The organism is Sedimenticola selenatireducens (assembly GCF_963675335.2).
Classification (GTDB): domain Bacteria; phylum Pseudomonadota; class Gammaproteobacteria; order Chromatiales; family Chromatiaceae; genus Sedimenticola; species Sedimenticola selenatireducens.
On sequence record NZ_CAXXYC010000004.1, the window covers coordinates 716,560 to 737,638 of the forward strand.

General features: G+C 51.4%; 23 protein-coding genes. 8 read left to right on the plus strand and 15 right to left on the minus strand.

Features of this window, described 5'->3' with window-relative positions:
• Positions 1–297: 297 nt before the first annotated feature.
• Positions 298–1,215: a WYL domain-containing protein gene (locus ACHZBF_RS14445; RefSeq protein WP_321528841.1), complete on the minus strand. Its 918-nt coding sequence runs from the start codon at positions 1,213–1,215 to the stop codon at positions 298–300.
• Between the two features lie 198 nt (positions 1,216–1,413).
• Here ACHZBF_RS14445 and ACHZBF_RS14450 point away from each other — a divergent pair, with 198 nt between their 5' ends.
• Positions 1,414–1,653, plus strand: coding sequence for a DUF2188 domain-containing protein (locus ACHZBF_RS14450; RefSeq protein ID WP_321528842.1), 240 nt, complete (start codon positions 1,414–1,416; stop codon positions 1,651–1,653).
• 1,083 nt (positions 1,654–2,736) lie between these two features.
• Positions 2,737–3,363: a tyrosine-type recombinase/integrase gene (locus ACHZBF_RS14455; RefSeq protein ID WP_321528843.1), complete on the plus strand. Its 627-nt coding sequence runs from the start codon at positions 2,737–2,739 to the stop codon at positions 3,361–3,363.
• Between the two features lie 120 nt (positions 3,364–3,483).
• Here ACHZBF_RS14455 and ACHZBF_RS14460 read toward each other — a convergent pair whose 3' ends face one another.
• The 6 genes from ACHZBF_RS14460 to ACHZBF_RS14485 form a co-directional block, all read right to left on the minus strand.
• Complete coding sequence (locus ACHZBF_RS14460; RefSeq protein WP_321528844.1) at positions 3,484–3,834, minus strand: hypothetical protein; 351 nt, start codon at positions 3,832–3,834, stop codon at positions 3,484–3,486.
• Between the two features lie 224 nt (positions 3,835–4,058).
• Positions 4,059–4,808, minus strand: a complete 750-nt coding sequence (locus tag ACHZBF_RS14465; RefSeq protein WP_321528845.1) for a hypothetical protein — start codon at positions 4,806–4,808, stop codon at positions 4,059–4,061.
• A gap of 313 nt (positions 4,809–5,121) precedes the next feature.
• Positions 5,122–5,466, minus strand: coding sequence for a hypothetical protein (locus tag ACHZBF_RS14470; RefSeq protein WP_321528846.1), 345 nt, complete (start codon positions 5,464–5,466; stop codon positions 5,122–5,124).
• Between the two features lie 401 nt (positions 5,467–5,867).
• The gene (locus ACHZBF_RS14475; protein ID WP_321528847.1) at positions 5,868–6,296 is read right to left on the minus strand and encodes an HAD domain-containing protein; all 429 of its coding nucleotides are present in this window, start codon (positions 6,294–6,296) and stop codon (positions 5,868–5,870) included.
• 69 nt (positions 6,297–6,365) lie between these two features.
• The gene (locus ACHZBF_RS14480; RefSeq protein WP_321528848.1) at positions 6,366–7,019 is read right to left on the minus strand and encodes a Fic family protein; all 654 of its coding nucleotides are present in this window, start codon (positions 7,017–7,019) and stop codon (positions 6,366–6,368) included.
• Positions 7,003–7,668 carry a helix-turn-helix domain-containing protein gene (locus tag ACHZBF_RS14485; RefSeq protein ID WP_321528849.1) on the minus strand — a complete coding sequence of 222 codons (666 nt, stop codon included), beginning with the start codon at positions 7,666–7,668 and terminating at the stop codon, positions 7,003–7,005. The genes ACHZBF_RS14480 and ACHZBF_RS14485 overlap by 17 nt, the downstream gene beginning before the upstream one ends.
• A 98-nt stretch (positions 7,669–7,766) precedes the next feature.
• Between ACHZBF_RS14485 and ACHZBF_RS14490 the strand changes: the two genes are divergently transcribed.
• From ACHZBF_RS14490 to ACHZBF_RS14510, 5 genes are read left to right on the plus strand one after another with little or no spacing between them, the layout of a single operon-like run.
• Positions 7,767–8,741, plus strand: coding sequence for an AAA family ATPase (locus ACHZBF_RS14490; RefSeq protein ID WP_321528850.1), 975 nt, complete (start codon positions 7,767–7,769; stop codon positions 8,739–8,741).
• 12 nt (positions 8,742–8,753) lie between these two features.
• Positions 8,754–9,014: a hypothetical protein gene (locus ACHZBF_RS14495; protein ID WP_321528851.1), complete on the plus strand. Its 261-nt coding sequence runs from the start codon at positions 8,754–8,756 to the stop codon at positions 9,012–9,014.
• 28 nt (positions 9,015–9,042) lie between these two features.
• Positions 9,043–9,489, plus strand: a complete 447-nt coding sequence (locus tag ACHZBF_RS14500) for a hypothetical protein (RefSeq protein ID WP_321528852.1) — start codon at positions 9,043–9,045, stop codon at positions 9,487–9,489.
• 23 nt (positions 9,490–9,512) lie between these two features.
• A complete protein-coding gene (locus tag ACHZBF_RS14505) occupies positions 9,513–9,926 on the plus strand; it encodes a metallophosphoesterase family protein (RefSeq protein ID WP_321528853.1) in 414 nt (137 codons plus the stop codon).
• Positions 9,817–10,086, plus strand: a complete 270-nt coding sequence (locus ACHZBF_RS14510) for a metallophosphoesterase family protein (protein WP_394707581.1) — start codon at positions 9,817–9,819, stop codon at positions 10,084–10,086. Before ACHZBF_RS14505 ends, ACHZBF_RS14510 begins: the two co-directional genes overlap by 110 nt.
• A gap of 1,132 nt (positions 10,087–11,218) precedes the next feature.
• On the opposite strand, the gene ACHZBF_RS14515 is transcribed toward ACHZBF_RS14510, so the two are convergent.
• Genes ACHZBF_RS14515 through ACHZBF_RS14545 form a run of 7 tightly spaced genes read right to left on the minus strand, consistent with a single transcriptional unit; the run spans position 11,219 to position 19,786 of the window.
• Positions 11,219–12,058, minus strand: coding sequence for a DUF3037 domain-containing protein (locus ACHZBF_RS14515; RefSeq protein WP_321528854.1), 840 nt, complete (start codon positions 12,056–12,058; stop codon positions 11,219–11,221).
• Positions 12,055–12,789: a HipA family kinase gene (locus ACHZBF_RS14520; protein ID WP_321528855.1), complete on the minus strand. Its 735-nt coding sequence runs from the start codon at positions 12,787–12,789 to the stop codon at positions 12,055–12,057. The genes ACHZBF_RS14515 and ACHZBF_RS14520 overlap by 4 nt, the downstream gene beginning before the upstream one ends.
• On the minus strand, positions 12,779–13,984 hold the full coding sequence (locus ACHZBF_RS14525) for a restriction endonuclease subunit S (protein WP_321528856.1): 1,206 nt from the start codon (positions 13,982–13,984) through the stop codon (positions 12,779–12,781). Before ACHZBF_RS14525 ends, ACHZBF_RS14520 begins: the two co-directional genes overlap by 11 nt.
• A gap of 3 nt (positions 13,985–13,987) precedes the next feature.
• Complete coding sequence (locus ACHZBF_RS14530; RefSeq protein WP_321528857.1) at positions 13,988–15,460, minus strand: class I SAM-dependent DNA methyltransferase; 1,473 nt, start codon at positions 15,458–15,460, stop codon at positions 13,988–13,990.
• A 3-nt stretch (positions 15,461–15,463) separates the two neighbouring features.
• A complete protein-coding gene (locus ACHZBF_RS14535; protein WP_321528858.1) occupies positions 15,464–17,245 on the minus strand; it encodes an AAA family ATPase in 1,782 nt (593 codons plus the stop codon).
• Between the two features lie 3 nt (positions 17,246–17,248).
• On the minus strand, positions 17,249–19,591 hold the full coding sequence (gene hsdR, locus ACHZBF_RS14540) for an EcoAI/FtnUII family type I restriction enzme subunit R (RefSeq protein WP_321528859.1): 2,343 nt from the start codon (positions 19,589–19,591) through the stop codon (positions 17,249–17,251).
• A 30-nt stretch (positions 19,592–19,621) separates the two neighbouring features.
• Entirely contained in the window at positions 19,622–19,786 is a 165-nt protein-coding gene (locus ACHZBF_RS14545; RefSeq protein ID WP_321528860.1) for a type II toxin-antitoxin system antitoxin, read from the minus strand.
• 78 nt (positions 19,787–19,864) lie between these two features.
• Here ACHZBF_RS14545 and ACHZBF_RS14550 point away from each other — a divergent pair, with 78 nt between their 5' ends.
• Positions 19,865–19,996 carry a hypothetical protein gene (locus ACHZBF_RS14550; protein WP_321528861.1) on the plus strand — a complete coding sequence of 44 codons (132 nt, stop codon included), beginning with the start codon at positions 19,865–19,867 and terminating at the stop codon, positions 19,994–19,996.
• Between the two features lie 223 nt (positions 19,997–20,219).
• On the opposite strand, the gene ACHZBF_RS14555 is transcribed toward ACHZBF_RS14550, so the two are convergent.
• The gene (locus ACHZBF_RS14555) at positions 20,220–21,077 is read right to left on the minus strand and encodes a replication protein RepA (protein ID WP_321528862.1); all 858 of its coding nucleotides are present in this window, start codon (positions 21,075–21,077) and stop codon (positions 20,220–20,222) included.
• Positions 21,078–21,079: the final 2 nt, after the last annotated feature.

Below are 21,079 nucleotides of genomic sequence, written 5' to 3' on the forward strand. Positions count from 1 at the left end.
ATATTGATGATTCCGGTACATAGTTCTATCTATTTTCCGTGTTTAGGACTAATTCTGGAGTGAGGCATCCCGCCCATAGAAGCTCATTCCTTAACATTCCTGAGTCTATCAGCCGACAACCTTGTTGAACAGATACAAGATGAACGTCCGCTTCATGTCGAAATCTCCCGTAGACGCCTGTCATCCAAAAGCGGCCTGTCGGGTTGACTATGATTTAGTCGACTGACGCCATGAAGGGGACTATGACAGATTGAATAGGATATCGACACTAAACTAAATGCCTAATTAGCTCTATTCTTAAGGGAATTTAAAGACATTTTCCATGCAATGCAGATGCTTTAAAGAATCACTATTTTTCAAGTGGAAGTTATAATTTCCTTCCCTATTAGGGATGTCATTTACGTCAATTTTCCAATGCTTTTTTAGATAGTAAACTAGCACTGCTTTTTCGGTGATAACAAACTCTCTTTGGCCCTTATTTAGTCCAAACTCTTGAGTTAAGGTGTCTACTTTACTCGACGATAAACTAGGATGTAACGTTAGTTGCAATGGTACAACCAATTGCCAATCAGTATCTTGAGGCAACGTTTCAGGCGGACTGGCAACATCATTTGGGGCTTCGTTTACGTTTGCTAGTCTTGAAAAATCAAAACACTTGAAATTACCTTTTCCTTTTGTAGGTTCTCTATGAAAGGCTCTAAACATCCATGATTGTCCATCATAGAAAAATGCCGTGGGTAAAAGAGTTCTTTCACCATGGTTCCTGCTATTACCAGAAATATAGTTACATCTTATTGCCGTTTGAGAGTATATAGCTCTTGTTACTTTACTAACGAAGTCAGTATTTAAATGATGAGGAGTTGCTCCTATCCTTTGATAAGGGAGCATTGGGCGGCTATATAATTTATTTTTGTTAAAACCACTTGCTAGCATTTCCAAAGCGGTCTCAGCATCTATGTCTATTAGGGGCTTGAAAGATTCCCGTAAGATTACGTTCTTTCTTAGCACTCGATCATAATCAACATTGTTAGCAGATAATTTCTTATATTCTGCAATTTCTTTTGATGCGGCTGCTTCCCCAATACCAAAGAAATCTAGAAGGTCAGAACGGTTTAACCCCCCTAGGAATCTTAAAACAAAATCTATATATGCAAATCGCTCCGCGCGTTGAGCATTATAGTTTTCTACCAGTTTTTCATATGTGAAGCTTTCCAAAATCCACCTCTATGCTCATATGCTTTAGGCGCACATATTATCCAATTATAGGCGTTCATGGCAATTCATTAAAATAACATGATCAAGCACTATTGACAGGTCTAGCACGTATTAATACAATACGTGCTATCGGTGAATTAGTTTGTTGCCATCATAGGTTCTTCACCAAAATTAAATTGACCCCAAAGGATTAAGACTGTGACTAAAAAACGCGATATCCATATTGTCCCCCACAAGGAGGGGGGATGGGCCACAAGAAAAGAAGGTGCAAGCCGTGCAGGTACACGCCACCGCACTCAGCAGGATGCCATAGATAGGGCAAAGCCTCAGGCGCAAAGGGAGAAAGTCGAAGTTGTCATTCACCGACCAAACGGACAAATCCGAGATAGTGATAGTTACGGAAACGACCCCTGTCCACCAAGAGACAAAAAACACTAAATATCATGAAGATAGAGCTAAAAAAAACGCTGCGGGAAATCGGGTCAAATCTAGATCGTGACTTATACCCGTGCGTTCACAATGGTGGGGTTGTAAAGCCCGGCGGTTCCATCATTGTTCCATCATCACCGGGTGAGGACATTTACGATGTCGACGAAAGAACGGAGCGATCCGCAGCCAAATCACGGGAAAGGGCCACCAGACGGCAAGGGGCGTCCAGACGATCCGGGCCGTCCGGTACAACCGCACAGTTCCTCCTCTCAAGTTTTCGTACGAAGTACGAATCTGAGATAGGTGCCGTACGGGAGGCATATCCCGGGACCCAAATCTGGCAACGAGCGGAAGGGATGTGGCTGCTAACAGAAAGCTTGGTATTACCAGGGCTGGGAAAGAAGGCCACATTCCTGACAGCCATACCCTACTCACCGGTATCTGTCCAGAAAAGCTGGGGGTTCTGGACAACACCCATATCTTGTGAGTGGATTGGACCTCGCCACACGAACTTCCCCGACGGGTCGATATGTGCCTTCAATCCCTCGGCTGGGACGTGGAAAATCGGCGATAGCCTTGTCAGTCTTCTGGATTTATACACCTTGTGGGCTTTTCGGCATGAACATCTGAATGTCTTTGGTCGCTGGCCAGGACACCAAGCTGTACCCCATGTATACGAGCGTATAACCGAGTCAAAGCCGGATGAGTTATGCGGGTGTGATGCTAAGGGTCTTAAGTACAGTGATTGCTGCCGACAGAGTGACTTGTCACAACCATTGAGTAAGAGTTTCGGAGATTTTTTACGGATCACACAAGGTAATCTCTGCCGCAATCCACCAAAGGTAATAGAGGATACTGTAAGACATCGAGCAACGCCTCCACCTATCAAACGCCATACATTCTCTATAATTCCGGTACCAAAAAGTTCTATCTGATATTTTTTACTAACTGCCAAATTTGCTAAGTAAGTTTCTCTAGGGACGAGCTATCCTGGAAGTTTCAGCTATTCGCCCACGGACCGCTTCATGTCGGCTAGCGCCCTTCCACGATCAGCCATACTTTAGTTCCTGCTACGTCAATGGAGGAACTGCTATGCAATTACTCACCCATCAATCTTCTTACCGTCCACCCTGGAATAAAGGAAAGCTAATTGGGCAGAAACGCCCCCTCAAGTTGAAAGAGATCTGGGCCATACGGATTCGGATTGAACTTGCACGCCGGACAAGAGACCTGGCATTGTTTAACTTGGCCATAGACAGCAAATTGAGAGGTTGTGACCTGATTAAACTGAAGGTCAAAGATGTTGCCCATGGTGAAACAGTATCAAAAAGGGCCATAATTCTTCAGCAGAAAACCAAGCAGCCAGTCCAGTTTGAAATCACAGAACAGACCAGGGAGGCGGTTTCCAACTGGATCAGCCAAGCGAGCCTCTCTAGTGACGACTATCTGTTCAAGAGCAGAATCAGGAATTCACTTCATATTTCATCCAGGCAATATGCCAGAATTGTTGATTCTTGGGTGGCTCAAATTGGTCTTGATCCGACAGCCTACGGTACACATACAATGAGACGAACCAAAGCCTCACTGATCTACCGCCGCACAAAGAACCTCAGAGCCGTTCAGCTACTACTGGGACATACCAAGCTGGAAAGTACAGTGAAGTATCTTGGCATCGAAGTTGATGATGCGCTTGAGATGGCGGAAAACACCGAGGTCTGATTTCAAAGCAGACGGTGACGCCCCCGATTGAGGGGGCGTTTGCCATCCAGAAGCAGACGTTAACGTTTAAGCTGTGGGGTGTGTCGTATCGTCCCACACGAGCACATTGTTGGGCGAACATTATCCGCCACGCTCGATCTCTCTTACCTTAATTACCGCCACCGGCCCGATCCAGAAAGCGGCGCCGCCTAGAACAAGACCTGCGATTACTCCGGGCCAACCAATAAGAAATAAACCAAGAAAGGGGGCTCCTATTGTGATTGCTATTGCCGTCGCTAGAACCAGTGGTTTTTTTTCATAAAACTCGCGACGCCTTTCCCAAGTGATATGACCCGCAACATCAATTTCTTCTGCAATGCCAATAGATATGCGCCGACCCTTTTGTCCACACTCAGGACAAGGGGAGGTATGCCCATCGGGCAGACCCGCTCCACAATGAATGCACTCTATCTTGTCCGTTTCTTCTGCCATTCTTACGCCCAACAAAGCTGTAGAAAAAATCCTAAAATTAATGTTTTTACCTTTCTAAATCACTTGCGAATAAAATTCCATCATATCTTTAGACACACGACCAATTTCTTGGGTTTTTTCTACAGCCTCAACGCCTCGCTTCACCGGAAGCAAAAAGCAGAGCTACGAGGGAGCGGCACTTTTTGCTGTCCGAGTGTATGCGATTGTTGGGCATAAATCGCCCGTTAAGACAGGATAAAACTGAGTTCATTCAGAATACCCACATCTGCTGGTTCGAGAATCTCAATTTCATAGTCGAATTTTTGTTCGAGAAAACGCACCCAGCCTCGTTTAATAGAACTCAGTATCGCTGGTTCAACACCGTCTACCCCGTCACGCGCGTTTCCGCTAACCCAGAGATTCGCTGCTTTGCCAAGAGTTTCGTTATGCATTGGCATGGTAGGGACTGTGTAAATAAAAGATGCGATCTGGGAATAGCGGTTTTTCAACAAGTTGGCCAGAATGTAAAAAGCGACATCAGGCGTTAACGCGCTGTTTTGCTCATTGACCAAAATTAACAACCCCTTTGCACCTTGCGCACCATGTGTATTTTTTGTGCGCTTGATTTGCTGGTTCGCTTTTTCTAGGGCGCTCTTCAAAGGTGGCTTTAATATATCGACGATCTTTGGCGCAAGGGATTCAGGGATAGTTACTTTGCTTCCATTCATATGGTTTTTCGGGATCTTTCCTTTCCGAAGCCACCCCTGGATCAGCTTGTTCGCTTTTTCGCCTACGATCGGATCATTGAAAAACTCCTTTCGAAGGCATTTGAGTTCGGCTACGACAGTTCTACCCTCAAAAAGATAATCTGCATTACTCGGCCTGTCCCTATTGGGGGCAAACAACGAATCAGTCAATTCGCCTCCGTACCAAACAACAAACTCATCGAAGATCGCCTCACATGGATTTGCAGATTGCTTGCCGGGGTCATTCATGTTCTTCTGACCAACGTCTGTATTAAGAGAACTGGCGCGGCTTGCCTCGCCAGGTCGGCTGGAATGACGGACTGGGCCTCGTCACCAGAACTTCCACCACCGAGAACGGAAGCGCTTGTAGCGAACCAACGGAATCGACTCAGGTTCAAGCAGTGAGGCATCTATATAGCCCTCAAGCTGGTAGCCGAACTGTTCCTTCAAAGTCGCCTCCCCAAATTCCAACGCCGCCAACACAGGCGGCTGAAACGTAGTGTAGGCCGTCCAGTACAATGTGCTTTTTACATTGCGCGATTGTGCTTGGCCTTGTTAAATATTATTTGGTGAATGTTGTCTTACAAACTGTGCACCACCATGCTGGTTGACCTGCAAAATCTGTTGACTCATGAAGTTTTGCAGACAAGCCTTTTGAGTCATAGCAAGGCTGGCAGATTGGCCCGTCTGTTTTCTTCTTATTTAACCAATATGCCACTCCATCAAAAGTGAGATCTGCTTTGAACTCTAGTTCTTTTTCAAGACTAGATATTTTACTTTTTAGTACATGATTCTCTTCTTGGAGTTCTAAGCATGCTTCACGAAGCTCCATGATCTTTTCCTGTGCCTCAAGCGTCGAGCCCTTCTTAATCAGATTAACAATATCTGTATATTTAGGGATTGCCATATTCGTCCTAGAGTCTGTGAGTATTGAAATTTAACGCTGATTATACAGCCCGCACATCCGGCACAATCTACAGCTGTAGAATATATTGACGATTCCGGCACATTGTTCTGTCCATATTCCATGTTTAAGGATGATTCTGGAGTGCGGCATCCCGCCTATAGAAGCTCATTCCTTAACATTCCTGAGTTTATCAGCCGACAACCTTGTTTAACAGCTACAAGCTGAGTGTCCGCTCCATGTCGAAAGCAGAAGTTTAATCCTTAATATATCTCACGGTGTCGGTCAGGCTATATCACTCAGTTGAGCTACCACCTTGTCCATAACCTCGTTGTAAATCAAATCTCGCGCCAAAAATCGGGCAAAGTACCGTCGAGGGTACATAGGGCCACCAACACTGGAGCTCAACGGGAACCTCCTATGCAATTGCCCAACAAAGTACGAACTTTCAACACGTCGCTCTCCATGAATCCCGATAGCGGATCGGTGAAGTACACTGGTGCAGCTTTCGGAAACAATCCCGGATCATCATCAATGGCCAGCCACGACTCATTTCTGCGTCCTGCTCTTTTCAGGAAGAGCAGGATCTCATTGTATCGGCAGTGGAGAGTGGGGCCATTCATTGGCGTAACCCCCACTACCGGCTTACCCAATGGGGCCAGGAAAGCCTCCAGCTCCAGGAGGTGGTTGGTCTGGCGCCAGGACGAACTCACTACAATTTCAATCTCGAAATCACGTAGTGCCATAGCGAGTGCCTCCATACATCGAGGCAGAAAGGCCGGCGAGCCAATCCGTGGGTGCACCACACCATCGAAATCCAAGAATACAATCATCTAGCAATCTCACCATCAGACTGGCACTCGCCCAGGTTGGTATGCAGATGGGCAAACCAGTTGAGGATATTATCCTTCTGGCCAAGCCATACACTGGGATAGAAACTGCTCCATCTCATCAGTATCCCCTGTATCATAAAAGCGAATCATTTTCTCGTAGTATTCCAGTTGGTCTTGCGCTGGAATACTCACCGGCATGTACTCATGGCTCACGAGCAATCCGTTCATCAATAGCTGAGCAGTCCTTCTGTTGCCATCCCAGAAGAATTGGTTAGCTGAACACCGAAGGAAAAGTCGGAATGCCGCCGTGGGCATAGGGTCTTTTTCTGTCACATCTACCAGCTGATCGAAGATCATTTCCAGCTTATCGGGAGAAGGAGGGCGGTGATTTGTGCCTGAAATCGACACCATGCCATCCCTGAACGTCCCCACAGACAGTGCCTCGCCTCTGGCAACCAATGCGTTAATCTCGATAGCCGTCTGCTTGTCGAGAGAAAAGGACTCTTTCTCGACCAGTTGTATCAATCGGTCCCAGCCAGCTGAAATTCGTAACACCTGGTCTTGGTCGCTGAGTTTATGCCCACCAACGGTAATGCCATCGAGCAACGTCTGGACCTCGGGAAACGTATAGGGATTGCCCTCCAGCTTGGCCATATTAAATACCAGGCTGGTCTTAACCTTTTTGGCAATGAACAGCGCCTTTTGCTTACCCACCTTTTTCATTATATTGCCCATGGCCACTACGTAGTGCTTTCATCGCGTCCTCCGGCGTTTCAAACCGATCGATCGCCAGACATAATACATCCTGCCATGAGGGGGTAGGGTCGACAGCATCAAGGGCCCGGCGGATCTCCCAACCCACATCACCCTCCCCCGTTTTGAAGTTATTGAGCGCCCCCCGCAACTGAATAATCGGAAGCCGCTGTGCTTTCAGTTCTTCCGCCAGGCGATCCAGACCCTGCGCCCCGGAATAGGCCTGGCGCACCTCAAAATCCGGACTAAATACGAGGGTCACATCGCGCACATTTCTTAGCACCCAGAAGCGCCCTTTGATCTCACTAGGAGATTGGCCGACAACCTGCAATTCACTGAACAGCCAACTACCAGGCTGTTCCGGCACCCATGTCTTCAGCATATCCAGCGCCTCCCTTGATAGCGAGGAAAAATGCATACTCCCGACGGTCGGATCCCCGAATTCATCCAGCTTCAATATTTCAAGCAGCCGCTGTATTCGGCTGGCGCTGATCCGGTACGGTGAGCCATTGAGGTAATCGTTGACAGGGGTAGCGCTTACCTCTGCCCGTATCGCCAACTGTCGCCTCGATACGCCCAAGATCTGCCTGAATTGCTCTATTTTCTCGTGGGTTAGCATTAAATGCTCCGTTTTCCCAAAAAACCAATTGACAAAGATACAATATGCACTAGTTTACACTAGTGCAAGCTTTTAATCCGCAAACGGAAAAAACAACAATGACAGAATCAGACACAAACGCCGAGCAGAAAGCGCCGTGTCCAGAAGCGCTGCAAGAGGTCATCGACGACATCGACCGAAGACAGCGGCGGCCTAAGCACCGTGTTTTTGAGGGCATTCCGGAGTTTCACAAGGATGACCACCACTATCTAAGGAAATTCAGGGAATTAGCGAATGGTATTCCGATCCATCAACTGGAACTGGATAAGGTTGTCTCTGCCATGCATCTTCTGCAGGCCCAGTTCCCCTGGTTCACGCCCGTTATCGATAAGATCTTCAAGGGCCTGCTCTTTCGAGTAGCCAATGGACATCTGGAGTTCAAATTCGACCCGATACTTTTGGTTGGGCCTCCTGGTATCGGCAAAACAAAATTTTGCCGGGAATTGGGCAAGTCTTGCCATGTGCATGTCCAGTTCCAATCGGCAGCTGGGTCGGCAGACAATAAGCTTTTCCAGGGTACGGCGCGGGGTTGGGGCAGCACCTACCCGTCGCTGCCACTCGTCATATTTCAAGAATCCATGGTAGCGAATCCAATTGTTATCGTGGACGAAATTGATAAGCTGGGGACCAATCGCCATAACGGAAACCTGATCGACACCCTGCTCCAATTCACCGAGCCGGAGTCGTCCACCAGATGGTATGACGAATGCCTGCTGAAAACCTGTGATATATCCAAAATCAACTGGATTTTTACGGCGAACGACGCATCCGAGATTCCAGAGGCACTGCGTTCTCGACTGAAAATCGTCCACGTCGAAGGCCCAAGCCCTGAGCACTTCGATGTGGTCCTGGAGGGCGTGTTGGGGGAGTTCGCACACAGTTTGAATATTGACCCCCGCTTTTTCCATCTCGATATGGAAGAGCGGGCAATCCTAAAGGAGACTTTTTTAACAAGCAGCATCCGGATCTTTGCCCGTTTGCTGGAAAGCTTCCTCGCCCGCAAAGACGACTATTTGAGAAGGGTGGCTCACTGATTGAGCCTGGGCGTGACTTATCATCCGATGATGGAGCAGTTTTTCATAAAAGGTACGCGCTACTACCAGATCACCCTAACGCGGGATCTGCTGGGCGATTGGGTCGTAACCAAGATTAATGGACGCCGAGGATCCAGGCTGGGACGCATCCGGAATACCCCGGTAGCCTCGGCAAGAGATGGCAGGGTATTGATCGAGGAGGCCTCTCGCTTGCGCATCGCACATGGCTACCGATTGAGGTGTGCGGCGGGAGCAAAGCGTCCACACGACTGACTTGTTATGCGTTTTTGGAGATTGAGAAATGATTGATCCAAACTGTAAGCACGGACTACCACGAAGCGAATGTGCGCAGTGTTTTAACGAGTTCGGAATACCTGCTGATGCGTACCTTGACGCGATAAACGAAGACCCTGCATTTTCCGATTTGAGATCTAGCGGCGAGACTGTTGATGCAATGCGATTATTTGACCTACCGCTAACCAGCGTACTGAATGGCGAACGTATTGACCTGAGTCTTGGAATCGGAACATTGCGACACGCTGCCGAGAACCACCCAGATTTATACAACCCAGACAAACCAAACGAACCTGCCGTTGATGTTACCGACGCGACAGAATTTGCCATGGTAGTGGTTGAGGAAATAAACCGAGAGGACGAGGAAGGCAACACGCTGCTGACACGCATGATTGACAAGGCCATTTTACAAGCCGTTGAGAACGGATGTGAAGGCGTCAACCATGACGCATAACAGGTGGCCAGTAAGAACACCCTGTGAAAATCCAGGCACTATCCGATCTGCACCTGAAGTGCAGGCGTCAGTGCTGGAAGATCCCCGGCACTATCGCCGATGTGGTAGTTTTAGCGGGTGATATCAGTATCAACGGAGCAGGAGTCGAGTGGGCCAGAGAGGAGGCTCAACGGCTTGGCAAGCCGATTATCTATGAGCCTGGTAATCACGAGTACTACGAAAGTGAGTTCCATTCGGATAACCCAAGAGAACCAGCAATCCGAACTCTTCACACCAGAGGACGCCCTGACACTGCACCAACAATCGCTCCAGTGGCTGGCAGCGTCATTGGAAACCAGTACCGAAAAAACGGTGGTGGTTATCCATCACGCCCCTTCTCCAGTCGCTCAGTTACCGCAGGAACCGGTATCACCGATCAGTGGGGCATTCTGGAGTGACCTGGAGTACCTGATGGGGAATCATATCGATGCCTGGTTTTTTGGACACACGCACCATTCCGTAGATAATTTCGTTAAGGGTACCCGACTGGTCAGCAACCAGCGTGGGTATCCGAGGGAATCATGTGGATTCGACCCCACATTCGTGGTCGAGATCTAATCTGTAACAGTTCCTATACAATCCAGCCCATCACAACCCATTTTTGTAAACGCTCGCTTACAGTTACCGGGGCCTACTCCTCGGCCATCCACCTTGAGTTCGTCCTAATGTCGTTGGCGTAGTAGTTTTCGATCACGCGACTGGTATTGAGATTCCGGCCCTCATGGATATACCCAATGATATCCTTGCATGATGCTGATTTAGTGATCTTTGTTGGCTTCATCATGGCGTCTTTCTTCTGTAACAAAAGTCGTTACCTATGAAACCATATGCGTTCCCTGCGTAACAAAATGCGTTCCCTGCGTAACAAAATGCGTTCCCTGCGTAACAAAATGCGTTCCCTACGTAACAAAATGCGTTTGTGGTGCATATACTTTTTAGGGTCAGATTTCTCATGGTTAGATAGCCAATGAGGAAACGATATCGGAGGTATATCCGATTGATCGAGTTAGCCCCTGCGCCAGCGAAGGACAGCGGTAAGGAGGCCAACAGCCCGGCAGAGATGCGCACTAGGCCACCCAGTTCTGGGACTGACAACAACGAGGCAATGGCACTGAAAAGGTAATCATCAAGCCAATTCACAAGGTTTACTGAGCATGAGGGATGCGGGATTCGTCGATGCGACAAGCGCTCTGCAACTCCTCTCTGGACCCGTAATTATGAAGAATATTCACACGCAAATTACGCCAATAAATACTGCTAACAAACTGTTAACACCAAGTAGGAACACCCGGCCAACTGCTAACAAAATACAAGCAGTTTGTTTGCAGTTTGCTAACAGATTGCAAGCAACTTGTTAGCAAACTGCTAGCACCTGTAGGAGATAACACCATACGAACTTTGTAAAAGGTGTTATCTCTCAGCGTTCCCTCGGCCTGGCTTATGTAACAGTAACGTGGGGAGACCAAAAAAACTCCAAGCATAAGCGTAAATAATGCTACACGAATGTTACAGAGACAAACTGCCCTTACCTACCCACTCTTGACAGGAAAGATGGCAAGTAAAACGGGATAATTGCATATTTCGGCTCATCCTGAACACCCATTCCGGCGCAACGTGAACACCGAGGTAACTCCTCTGCGTCATCAGCCAATCTAACACGTCGCCCTGACGTTCGAATGCCCGACGATGATCACCGATCCAATGCAAAATCTAGAATCTCCCCTCGTCGATCATAGGGAACGATAGTAACCCCGGTGTCTTCAAGCATCTCCAATGCTTCTTGATAGGCATGCTGGCGACGATTGTTACCGGTGGGGCCATCCACCGCGAATAGCGCTCTCTCAGGAAATTGATTCCGCTTTTTCAGCTCACGAATCCGGAACTCCCATTTGCCGCCATGTTCGATTATGCGGGTAGAGTCGGGTTGCGCCAGGGTCAATGGTTTGATGATCTTTGTGGGTACTTTGTCGTGCGTCTGGACAAAGGGGAATGGGACGCTGAACTCCTCGTCCCCCAGGCGTTCCTTGTGGAAGCGCTCTTCAACCCGGGCCTGAAGGAGAAGGTCACGAATGCCTTCCTCCAGCACTCTCTCCCGATACTGCTTGGTAACGAAATCCCGCCCCACGTAGAAGGCGTACAGCTCATCAAGGGTCTTCTTCGGTTCCTCGGCAAGCACCACGCGAGGCTCACCGAAGCGCACGATAGTCTCCCGTGGGCGGACCATCTCGGCAAACATGCCCTTGGCGAAATCTTCATCATTGATCTTAAGCCGACGGTCGAAGCCATGGGCCTTCAGCAGGTCCCGAATCCGCCCAAGCTCTTCGTTCAGATCCTTCATGGCGCTGCGGAACACCTGCGCATCCAGTTCCTTGAAGAAGTCGGTGATGCGCTTGTGACGTCTAGTCAATAGCTTGAAGCCGAAAAAGCGTGCCTTGGGTGCCATCATGACGATACCCACATTGGCGAACTCGCCGGTCTCAACGAACGGCGTGAAGCGCACAATGGCGTATTGGCAGGGGGTCTTTTTCATCTCCAGCTCCAGAATTCGTCGCGCTCATAGCCCTTAAGCAGGTCATAGACCGTATCGGTGTCGAAATCCACCGGAACCGTCATTTCAGCATCCAGATACCACCAGGCTTCGGGGATTTCGGCAAGGATCTCATCCCAAGCAGTGAGCGCTTTCGAGAACCGTAGAGTATACTCATCACGCCGAAAGAAGTCACCCGAAAGCTCCTGCGCTTGTCCGCTAAACGCATGATAATTAACAAAATCACCTTTTTTTGCATTCGGATCGAAGGCCTGGTTGTGATCAATAACCACTAAGCCATGGCCGCCGGGGGCCCAGAACAGGTTGGGGTTTCCGCCCTTCTCCCCCAGGCAGCGGTCGGCATTGCGCACCCACCAATCGAAGATCAGCACATCCTGTTGCAACGCTCGTGGGACCTCCTCCACGCCAGATACGGTCAGCTCGGTCACGAGGCGCTCCCGTGAGCCAAAAGCCGGCCCCGATCCCAAACCGCTCAGGTCAAGGCCAAATCCCGCCTCCATCAACTCCTCTGGAACATGGACCATTTCAAACGGCGCAACCGGCAGGCCGACCAGTACCGCCAGACGGCCCGCCACCCATTCGCAGATCTGACTGCGCCGACCGGCGTCCAGTCCTTTGACAAAATAGATCGCGCCATCATCGCCGCGGCAGATAAAGGGTTTGGTCACCCCCTGCTCCGAGCGACGAAGGACCTCGACGATCTCAACCGGCATCGGCCACCTCTTTGAGCTCATGGGTCAATAGCTGACCACGGAAGGCGGCGTCGAGCAGTGAAGATTTCAGGGCGGTGAGCTGGTCGAGGCGTTCCAGGGTTTCGGCTTCGAGGGTGCGGGTGTGGTCGGCGAGGGCATCGAGATGAGCGACGATGCTTTTTTGCACACTGATAGGAGGGATGTCGAACTTGTAGTTAAAAAGGTGCTTGCGGTTCACCTTAGGCATACCTGCGCGGCTCGAACCTTGATTTGCGTAATCGGTGAAATTTTCTGTCAACAGTAAGTAATAAAGATAGTCCCGAAACAAAAGTTGGTTATCAGGTGTGAGCGGATAAATATCCGCACTACAAAGGCCAACTGAATCAGGGCGCGCCACCTTCATCAGGTATGGACGAATTTTACTATAAAGAACCATCCGGCCATCAAAAGGAAACTTGCCCGAAATAAGCTTCTCTTCGCGAGCTGTTTTTAAGCCGGAAAGCTTCCCAGTTAGACTTTCTATATTTGCTCCACCGACATGGAGCATATCAATAAACTCTGGCTCGCGAGGGTCAGCAAGTTTTGCTGTTATTGAACACACTTGTTCCAACGATACGGTTTGCCATTCAGAATGTGATCGACGGTACTCAGTGTTCAACGCACTCGCAAACAGCGCTTTGGAGAGTTCGAGGGTCCCCTGGAGGTGGGTGATGGCCGTGTTAATGCGGGCGAAGATCGCGTCGAGCTTGGCGACGATGCGTTTTTGTTCATTGAGGGGTGGGAGGGGGAGACAACGCTTTTCCATTCCCCCCTTGGTTGCGTGAGTCATCGCTACGCCGTTGCCCTGAGCCTTGATTTCCGCAGAGTCAAGCTCCAGCAGATGGCAGAGATAATACTTATCAACCAAATCCGATGTGACAATTTTCCATATATGATAATGAAAAATTGCCTTGGGTCCTCGCCATATCTTCGGTCCAAATGAAGCGGACCACGCATACAGCAGGTCACCTTCTTCACAATACTTCTCAGGAGGAAGCTCAAGGTCAGAGTAATACCAGCTCCTGTTAGAGAAAAAGTTTCCTACGCGCAGCACAGGAACGGGCCCCTCCTTGAGCAACTCCTTTTGCTTATACGCCCTCCCATTTATTAACGTCGCCACTTCACCCAAGGGTCTCCACTCCCAGCCCTCCGGCAATTCATATAACTGCTGCTCCATCGCCTACCGCCCCCCCAGCAGTTCATCGATCTCGCCCAGCAGGTGGGTCACCGCTGTCTCCTTCTCCTGAATCAGCTCCAGGATCTTGCGCGGCGGCAGGTGCTCCACGTCGGTCTGTTTGGCCGGGTTCTTGGCGGAGAGGTCGTAGTCTTCCATGAGCTTTTCCACCGGCACCGTCCAGGAGCGATCGGCTGTTGTGCGCTTGGCATACAGCTCGACGAAGTCGGCCAGGTGGCCGTCATTGAGGGGTTTGTTCTTGGTCAGCTTCTGTTCCGGCTCGCACTCGTAGAACCAGGTCTCGGTGGTGCCGCCGCTGCGCTCGAAGAAGAGGACGTTGGTCTTGACCCCCGAATAGGGCAGGAAGACCCCGGCAGGCAGGCTGAGAATGGTGTGAAGGTTGAAGTGCTCCAGCAACTCCCGCTTGACCTGGGTGAAGGCGCTGTTGGTCTGGAAAAGCACCCCCTCGGGGACGACTATCGCGGCCTTGCCGCCACTCTTGAGCGACTTCATGAAGTGCTGCAGGAAGAGCAGCTCGGTGGCGTTGCTCTGGATCGGGAAGTTCTGCTGGATCTGCGCCTTCTCCTTGCCGCCGAAGGGCGGGTTGGCGAGGATGAGGTCGTAGCGGTCCTTCTCCTGGATGTCGCGGATGTTCTGGGTGAGGGTGTTCTGGCGGTAGAGGTTGGGCGACTCGATGCCGTGGAGGATCATGTTCATCATGCCCATCACGTAGGCGAGTGTGGTCTTCTCGTAGCCGTAGAAGGTCTGCTGCTGGATCCGGTCCCACTGGGTGGTGGTGAATTGCTGGCGTATGGCCTTGAGGTGCTCGAACGCCTCGATGAGAAAGCCGCAGGAACCGGCGGCGGCGTCGTAGACTGTCTGGCCCGGCCGGGGGTCGATCACCTGGACGATGGCGCGGATCAGCGGGCGCGGAGTGTAGAACTCGCCAGCATAGCCACCCGCGTCACCCATGTTCTGTAACAGCCCTTCGTAGACCTGGGAGAGCTCGAACAGCTCGGTCTCAGACTGGAAGTTGAGGGTGTCGATGATGTCAAGCACCTCGCGCAGGGTGTGGCCGGAGGCGATCTTGTTGTCGAGGTATTCGAAGATGGCCCCGATCTTGTAGCGGAAGGCGTTGGGGTCGGCCTGGCTGTCGTTACGGAAGCCCTTGAGATAGGGGAACAGCTCGCGGTTGACGTACTCGCGCAGGTCGTCGCCGGTGCGGGCCTCGTTGATATCCGGATTACCGTCCGGGGTCTTGGGGCAGGCCCAGCGGGACCAGCGGTGCGCCTCGTCCAGCACCGGGGTGTAGTCGACCCCCGAGAGGATCGCCTCGTCGGTCTTCTCCGCCTCGTAGTCGTCGAGGAACTTGAGAAACAGAATCCACGAGGTCTGCTCGGTGTAGTGCATCGCGCCGGAGATGCCATCATCGCGGCGCAGGATGTCGGTGATACGGTCGATTTTTTGCTTTAGTGACATGGGTTAATTCAGTTTCCCAACGATGAAGTTGTACATGTTTTCGATGTCCGCGCTGATCTCGTCGGCTGGGATCAGGTTGATGTAGGTTTGTAGTTTTTCAGAATTGAGACCTACCCCATCCTCGTTAATGAATGGATTCACGATCTCTTTGACATCAAGCTTGCGAATGTCTTCGTTATCGCACGGATCATTAGGCTTAAGATGGCTAGCAACCGCTAGTGCGTCGCCATTAACCTCATGCAACACCCCGTGATGGTTAAGCGCAGTATAGGATAGAAGATAGTTTTTGATCTCTCTTCTCTTCCAAGCTAGTAGAAAAACTTTGACGTTCTTGTTACCAGGCCACTTGATCTCCCTTATTCGCCTCTTCTGCTGAACGTTGTTTATTACAACACCGTTAGCGCCGTCTATATCTGCCAAAGGCAATTCATCGCGATCACAAATCAAAAATACGTGGCTTGTACAAAATTCAGAATCCACACCACTTAAAGACTGCGTCCATTGCAGCTTGGGCTCTCCGATTGTCTGAGATATAGAATTAAATCCCGAGGACTCCTTAACAGGATAAATACTGGATAACCGGTCAACATCTAGTTCCTTTCGCTCTGCTAATTTCAGAAATATTTCCCAATCATTGAAATCATCCAGCAATGCCATGTGAGATATTTTCGCGCAGACTTCGTACTCCACCGTCCGAGCACGTGACAAAACTTTAAGACGCTCAATCAGCTTTTTCAGCTTGTCGTCATTACAAATCCGCCCCTGCTCCACCACCTTGATGGCGTGAAAGTCATTAGCGGTGATCGAATCGATGAGATGAGTGGTGGTAATTGCCCTACCCTTGAGCTGACCGAGGATGCGCCAGAGGCGGTCGATATTCTTGTAGTGGAGGTGGGAGTCGGCTTCATCGAGCAGAAACAGGGTGTTGTCCGCATCAAACAGGTCGATCAGGGCGTAGAGAAACAAGAGTTGATATTCGCCGTCGCTGAGCTGGTCGAGTTCCAGGTCGCCTTTAAGTTTGAGTTTGAATTTGCTGCGGTCAATGAAGTAGTCATTATCAGCTGCCTGGGTAAAGAAACTTACCGTGGGGTTGTCATGCGGCTGTGGGGCCGCATCACCCTCGAAGGCCTCATCAGGGCGCTCGGTGTCGTAGGACGCGTCCAGCACCGTTCTAGCGCTCAGTTCAATGCCGCGTTTGCGCAGGGCGTTTTCGAAGTCGTAGGCATGATCGACATTGGTTTCGATGAAGCTGGTCAGCGAGCGGAAGTACGGGGTGGCGCGTAGCGTTTCTCTATCGCCTTTGGCCTCCTCTGCCAGCGCCTCCTGTACTCGCTCGGCGTAGCGCTTAGCCACTTTGAACTTCATCTCCAGCCGCGTGCTGATGTCGTCGGACTGCGTTTTCGTGACTGTCTGTTCATCGACATAGCCGTGGGTGCGCAGGAAGTCGCGCACCTTACCGTTTGAATGCAGGCAGGTCGCCAGAAAGATCAGCAGCTTGGACCAGGATTTATCGAAGTAGAAACAGGACAGATTTAGCGATCGCCCAGCGCTGCGTTCTTTTTTCAAGTAACGGCTAAAGCGTTCCGAGAAATTTTCGTTCTGACCGGAAGAGAAGCAGACAATACGAAGTTCGGCGAAGTCCTTCCTATCCAGCTTACTCTCGAAAACGCTGTGCAGAATGCAGGACTTGCCCGAGCCGTTTTCGCCGATCAGGGTGGCGATCTTGTCGAAGCTGAGTCGTTGCTGGGCGTTGTGTAGCGGGTTGGGGGCGAGGTTCAATTCCATGGTCTAGGCACAGTGATAGATTTGGTGTTGGAGTTGACGAAAGGCGGCCAGCACGTTGGCCGGACTGCCACCGAATACCCGCTTGGCATCGTTGATGGTGCCCAGCCCCGACATCCTGATCAGCCCAGGCATGCGATCGCGGGCCAATTCGGTGACGCCAGTCTCCTCGTAGCGGTCGAGCACAAAGTGGAGAAAGTCTTTGGCCGGCTTCTGCTCAAACTGGGCGAAGAAGGCACTGCTGGCGCGGGTGGCCTCGGCACGGGCTCTCCGGGTCGCCATGGGGTGTTCGAAGGCCAGAAAGGCGAGCAGATCGAACAGGTCGCTCTTTTCCGCCCCAAACATGCGGCGCAGGGTGGCGAGCTGTTCACGATCGAATCCGGCCTGGGCGAGTTGTTGTAGCAGGTTCTCGCGCTGGTCGGGGTCGGACCAGGTCTCCCGCAGATCATCAATCGAATCAAACAGGCCCGGCAACCGGGTCATCAGGCGTTCGACGAACTGCTGGGTCGAGAGTGGACGGCCGTTCTCGTCGATGTAGCGGATCTCGACGTCGATTACCTTGATTTCCCGGGCGGCGCTGAGGCGCACGGTGAGTTTTTCCCGAGTTCGCGGCTCGGGCTGGTCCGCGGCGCCGGTATCGTTTGCCGTAGCCTCCTCGTCGGCCCGATCCGCCGTGTAGGGCGGGGGGGGTGGTTCGTTAATATCGACCACGGCGGGGGTCTCGACGGTGACGGGATCGCCATCCCAGTCTGCATCGTAGAAGCGGTTGGTGGCGCCGCGAAAATCGATGATGGTGAAGTAGTCCTTACCATCGAAGATTCGGGTGCCACGACCGACTATCTGCTTGAACTCGACCATGGAGCCAATCGCCCGGTCGAGGACGATGTTACGCACGTTGCGGGCATCGACACCAGTTGTCAGCATCTGCGACGAGGTGAGAATGGTTGGGATGTTGCGGTCGTTGTCTTGAAATCGCTCCAGCAAATCACGTCCCGGTTTTCCTTCGTCACTGGTCACGCGCACACAGTAGTGGGGATCGCGCACCGTCTTGTGCTGATTGATCATGTCGCGCATGGTCAGCGCGTGATCCTGGTTGGTGCAAAAGACGATGGTCTTTTCCAGGGGGTTGATGTTCTGCAGGATAGTCCGAGCGACCAGCTCGGTGCGCTGGTCAGCCACGATCTTTTTATCGTAGTCGTTGGTCTCGTAGAGATCCTGATCGGATTCGCCCTTGATGATTTCGTCATCGGTGGTGAGCACCAGCTCATCCAGGTTGGTGCGGATGCGCTTGACCCGATAGGGAGTCAGGAAACCATCGTTGATCCCATCCTTGAGCGAGTACTCATAGGTGGGGGAGCCGAAGTAGTTGTATGTGTCGATATTGTCGGTGCGCTTGGGGGTGGCGGTGAGCCCGAGATGCACGGCAGGAGTGAAATGTTCGAGGATGGCCCGCCAGGAACCCTCGTTGTTCGCAGCCCCCCGGTGACATTCGTCGATAATGATCAAATCGAAGAAGTCTGAGGGATATTCCTTGTAGTAGCCGCCGATATTCTCCCGCTCGGCAATGGCCTGGTAGATTGCAAAGAAGATGTGGGCGTTCGTCGGCACCACGCCATTGCGGCGGCGTATCTCATCGCCATCGATCTTGACAAGATCCTTTTCGTAGGGGTTGAAGGTATTGATGGCCTGGTCGGCAAGTATATTGCGGTCGGCCAGGAACAGGATACGTGGCCGGCGTGAGCCTGGGCTCTGCCGATTCCAGCGCGCCTGAAACAGCTTGTGGACGATCTGGAAGGCGATGAAGGTCTTGCCGGTGCCAGTGGCCAGAGTCAGCAGCACCCGCTCTTTACCATTTCCGATAGCATCTGTTGCCGCGTGAACGGCCAGTTCCTGGTAGTAACGAGGACGTATTCCTACTTCAAGCTGGAACGGCGTATCACGAAGTAACTGTGCGAGGTCATTGGACTCAGCCGTGTAACAGACAAGCAGTTCCGTTGGCGTGGGGTAACACTCGACGTACTTACCCTTGCCTGATTCCAAATCGAATTCGTAGATCGTTTCGCCGTTGGTGGAATAGACGAACCGAATGCGGAGCTTTGCAGCATAGTCGATCGCCTGCTGGAGACCCTTAGTAGGATGAGCTGACCGCTTTTTGGCTTCAATGATGGCAAGATGTCGGTTTTCGCTATGGAGCAGGTAATCGACGAAGCAACGGGAGCCTCGCTGGTTACCAGCGTGTTTTCGGCCGTCGGTGAAGTAGTGCTCCCGGGCTATCTGACTACCCGACCACCCAGCAGCCGCTAGTGCCGGGTCGATAAAGTTCGCACGGGTATCAGCTTCCGTGTTCATTCGATGCGGCTTTCCCTGAGGAAATAGACATTACTTCGCGACAATTTCCAGCCCTTTTTGCCGACAGTAGTCGCGGATCATTACCTCGATCATGTTGGCTAAGCTGCGTCGCTCCTTTTCGGCAACTGCCCTCAATCCCTCCTTCACTTCCGGAAGCACACGGACGGTTAGGGTCGTCGATTTGTTTTCGGCCATAATTAACCCAATTGTCGAATGGATTTCAAATGTACTGCAGATATACTAACCCGGTTCCTCCGAACAAGGAACGTCAACATGGCCACCCAATACCAACAACGCCAGTTTTTCCGTCGTGAGCCGAACGCACTGCTGGCCAGCTACTTCGAGGCCAGGGATACCAACTTAGGCGTTGCGGCCAGTCGATCGGCCAAGCGATGGGCTCAGTGAACGAGGTTTTCCACAGAAATAGACAATCAACTACAGGTTTAACTTACAGGTAAAAACTATAGGTAAACCTTACAGGTTTAGGGGGGGTCGGATTATGCGTACCTAGGGGGTCCGATTATGCGTAGATTTTGGGTTTAGGGGGGTCCGATTATGCGTACCTAGGGGGTCTGATTATGCGTGGATAACCCGCCAAACTAACAGGGTTATCCACATGTGAATATGGTCAGACGCGGTAGGGAATCGGAGGCGGGCTGGGCATCATCAGGATGCCACCTGCCACCTTCTTAACTTTGGCCTGGGGGTAGACGGCCATCGCCTTCTGGAGTGCAGGGAGAAACTTCTTTTTGAAATTCTTATCGGCTTCCGGGCCTGTGTACTCCTGGCCTAATTGTTCTCGAAGGCTGCGCCAATGGAGGATCAGGGCGCGGCCATTGATTCGGTGGAGACGGTCGGCCAACATTGCATACATATCCATCGCCAGAGCGCTGCTGGTCAGCGCGTTCATGGCGCGAAGATCCAGGGGGACAGCATGCCCGGTCAGGGTCTGGTAATACTCCTGAGAAAAGGTGATCGTGCCAGGCCATAGCGTGCCCTGTTCATCACTGTTGGCCAACCAGGCCTTAAACTGCGTGATCGGCCTACCGTTATAGGTGATCGCGGTGGTGACGGTGTTGAAGCCCAGCGTCATGCTGCAAGCCGAAAGCGCCTGGATCTGCTTGCGAAACGCGGTATAGGTGCCGGTGCGGCCTCCGGTAGAGTCCTTGCCAAGCCGCTTCAAAAACTCTCTGGCACTGCTGCCCACCTCAATCTCTGGCGATTTGTGCCGTAGCGCCTGGGTGTTCAGGTAGGCCATGACCAGACGAGGCATTGGGCCGTAGGGCAGCGGCTGCTGGACGAACTGCCTGCCGTCCCATAGCTTCCCTGCGCGAACGCATAGCCCGGCACCTCCACAAATGCGCTCGAACTCGAACCCGTCAACCTTGGAGCGGGGCAGGCCTACTTGGCACATGATCGAGTGCATGAATGTCAGGTCATTTCCGCCTGGCGGATTGGCTGCAATCGCCAGCCCGGCGTCGATCACCT

Coding starts and splice junctions, on each gene's coding strand:
- ACHZBF_RS14455 (WP_321528843.1), top strand. CDS start 2,737: ATGCAATTACTCACCCATCAATCTTCTTACCGTCCACCCTGGAATAAA.
- ACHZBF_RS14460 (WP_321528844.1), bottom strand. CDS start 3,834: ATGGCAGAAGAAACGGACAAGATAGAGTGCATTCATTGTGGAGCGGGT.
- ACHZBF_RS14530 (WP_321528857.1), bottom strand. CDS start 15,460: ATGTCACTAAAGCAAAAAATCGACCGTATCACCGACATCCTGCGCCGC.
- ACHZBF_RS14485 (WP_321528849.1), bottom strand. CDS start 7,668: ATGCTAACCCACGAGAAAATAGAGCAATTCAGGCAGATCTTGGGCGTA.
- ACHZBF_RS14550 (WP_321528861.1), top strand. CDS start 19,865: ATGGCCACCCAATACCAACAACGCCAGTTTTTCCGTCGTGAGCCGAAC.
- ACHZBF_RS14515 (WP_321528854.1), bottom strand. CDS start 12,058: ATGAAAAAGACCCCCTGCCAATACGCCATTGTGCGCTTCACGCCGTTC.
- ACHZBF_RS14480 (WP_321528848.1), bottom strand. CDS start 7,019: ATGAAAAAGGTGGGTAAGCAAAAGGCGCTGTTCATTGCCAAAAAGGTT.
- ACHZBF_RS14475 (WP_321528847.1), bottom strand. CDS start 6,296: ATGATTGTATTCTTGGATTTCGATGGTGTGGTGCACCCACGGATTGGC.
- ACHZBF_RS14490 (WP_321528850.1), top strand. CDS start 7,767: ATGACAGAATCAGACACAAACGCCGAGCAGAAAGCGCCGTGTCCAGAA.
- ACHZBF_RS14465 (WP_321528845.1), bottom strand. CDS start 4,808: ATGAATGACCCCGGCAAGCAATCTGCAAATCCATGTGAGGCGATCTTC.
- ACHZBF_RS14525 (WP_321528856.1), bottom strand. CDS start 13,984: ATGGAGCAGCAGTTATATGAATTGCCGGAGGGCTGGGAGTGGAGACCC.
- ACHZBF_RS14520 (WP_321528855.1), bottom strand. CDS start 12,789: ATGCCGGTTGAGATCGTCGAGGTCCTTCGTCGCTCGGAGCAGGGGGTG.
- ACHZBF_RS14500 (WP_321528852.1), top strand. CDS start 9,043: ATGATTGATCCAAACTGTAAGCACGGACTACCACGAAGCGAATGTGCG.
- ACHZBF_RS14545 (WP_321528860.1), bottom strand. CDS start 19,786: ATGGCCGAAAACAAATCGACGACCCTAACCGTCCGTGTGCTTCCGGAA.
- hsdR (WP_321528859.1), bottom strand. CDS start 19,591: ATGAACACGGAAGCTGATACCCGTGCGAACTTTATCGACCCGGCACTA.
- ACHZBF_RS14535 (WP_321528858.1), bottom strand. CDS start 17,245: ATGGAATTGAACCTCGCCCCCAACCCGCTACACAACGCCCAGCAACGA.
- ACHZBF_RS14470 (WP_321528846.1), bottom strand. CDS start 5,466: ATGGCAATCCCTAAATATACAGATATTGTTAATCTGATTAAGAAGGGC.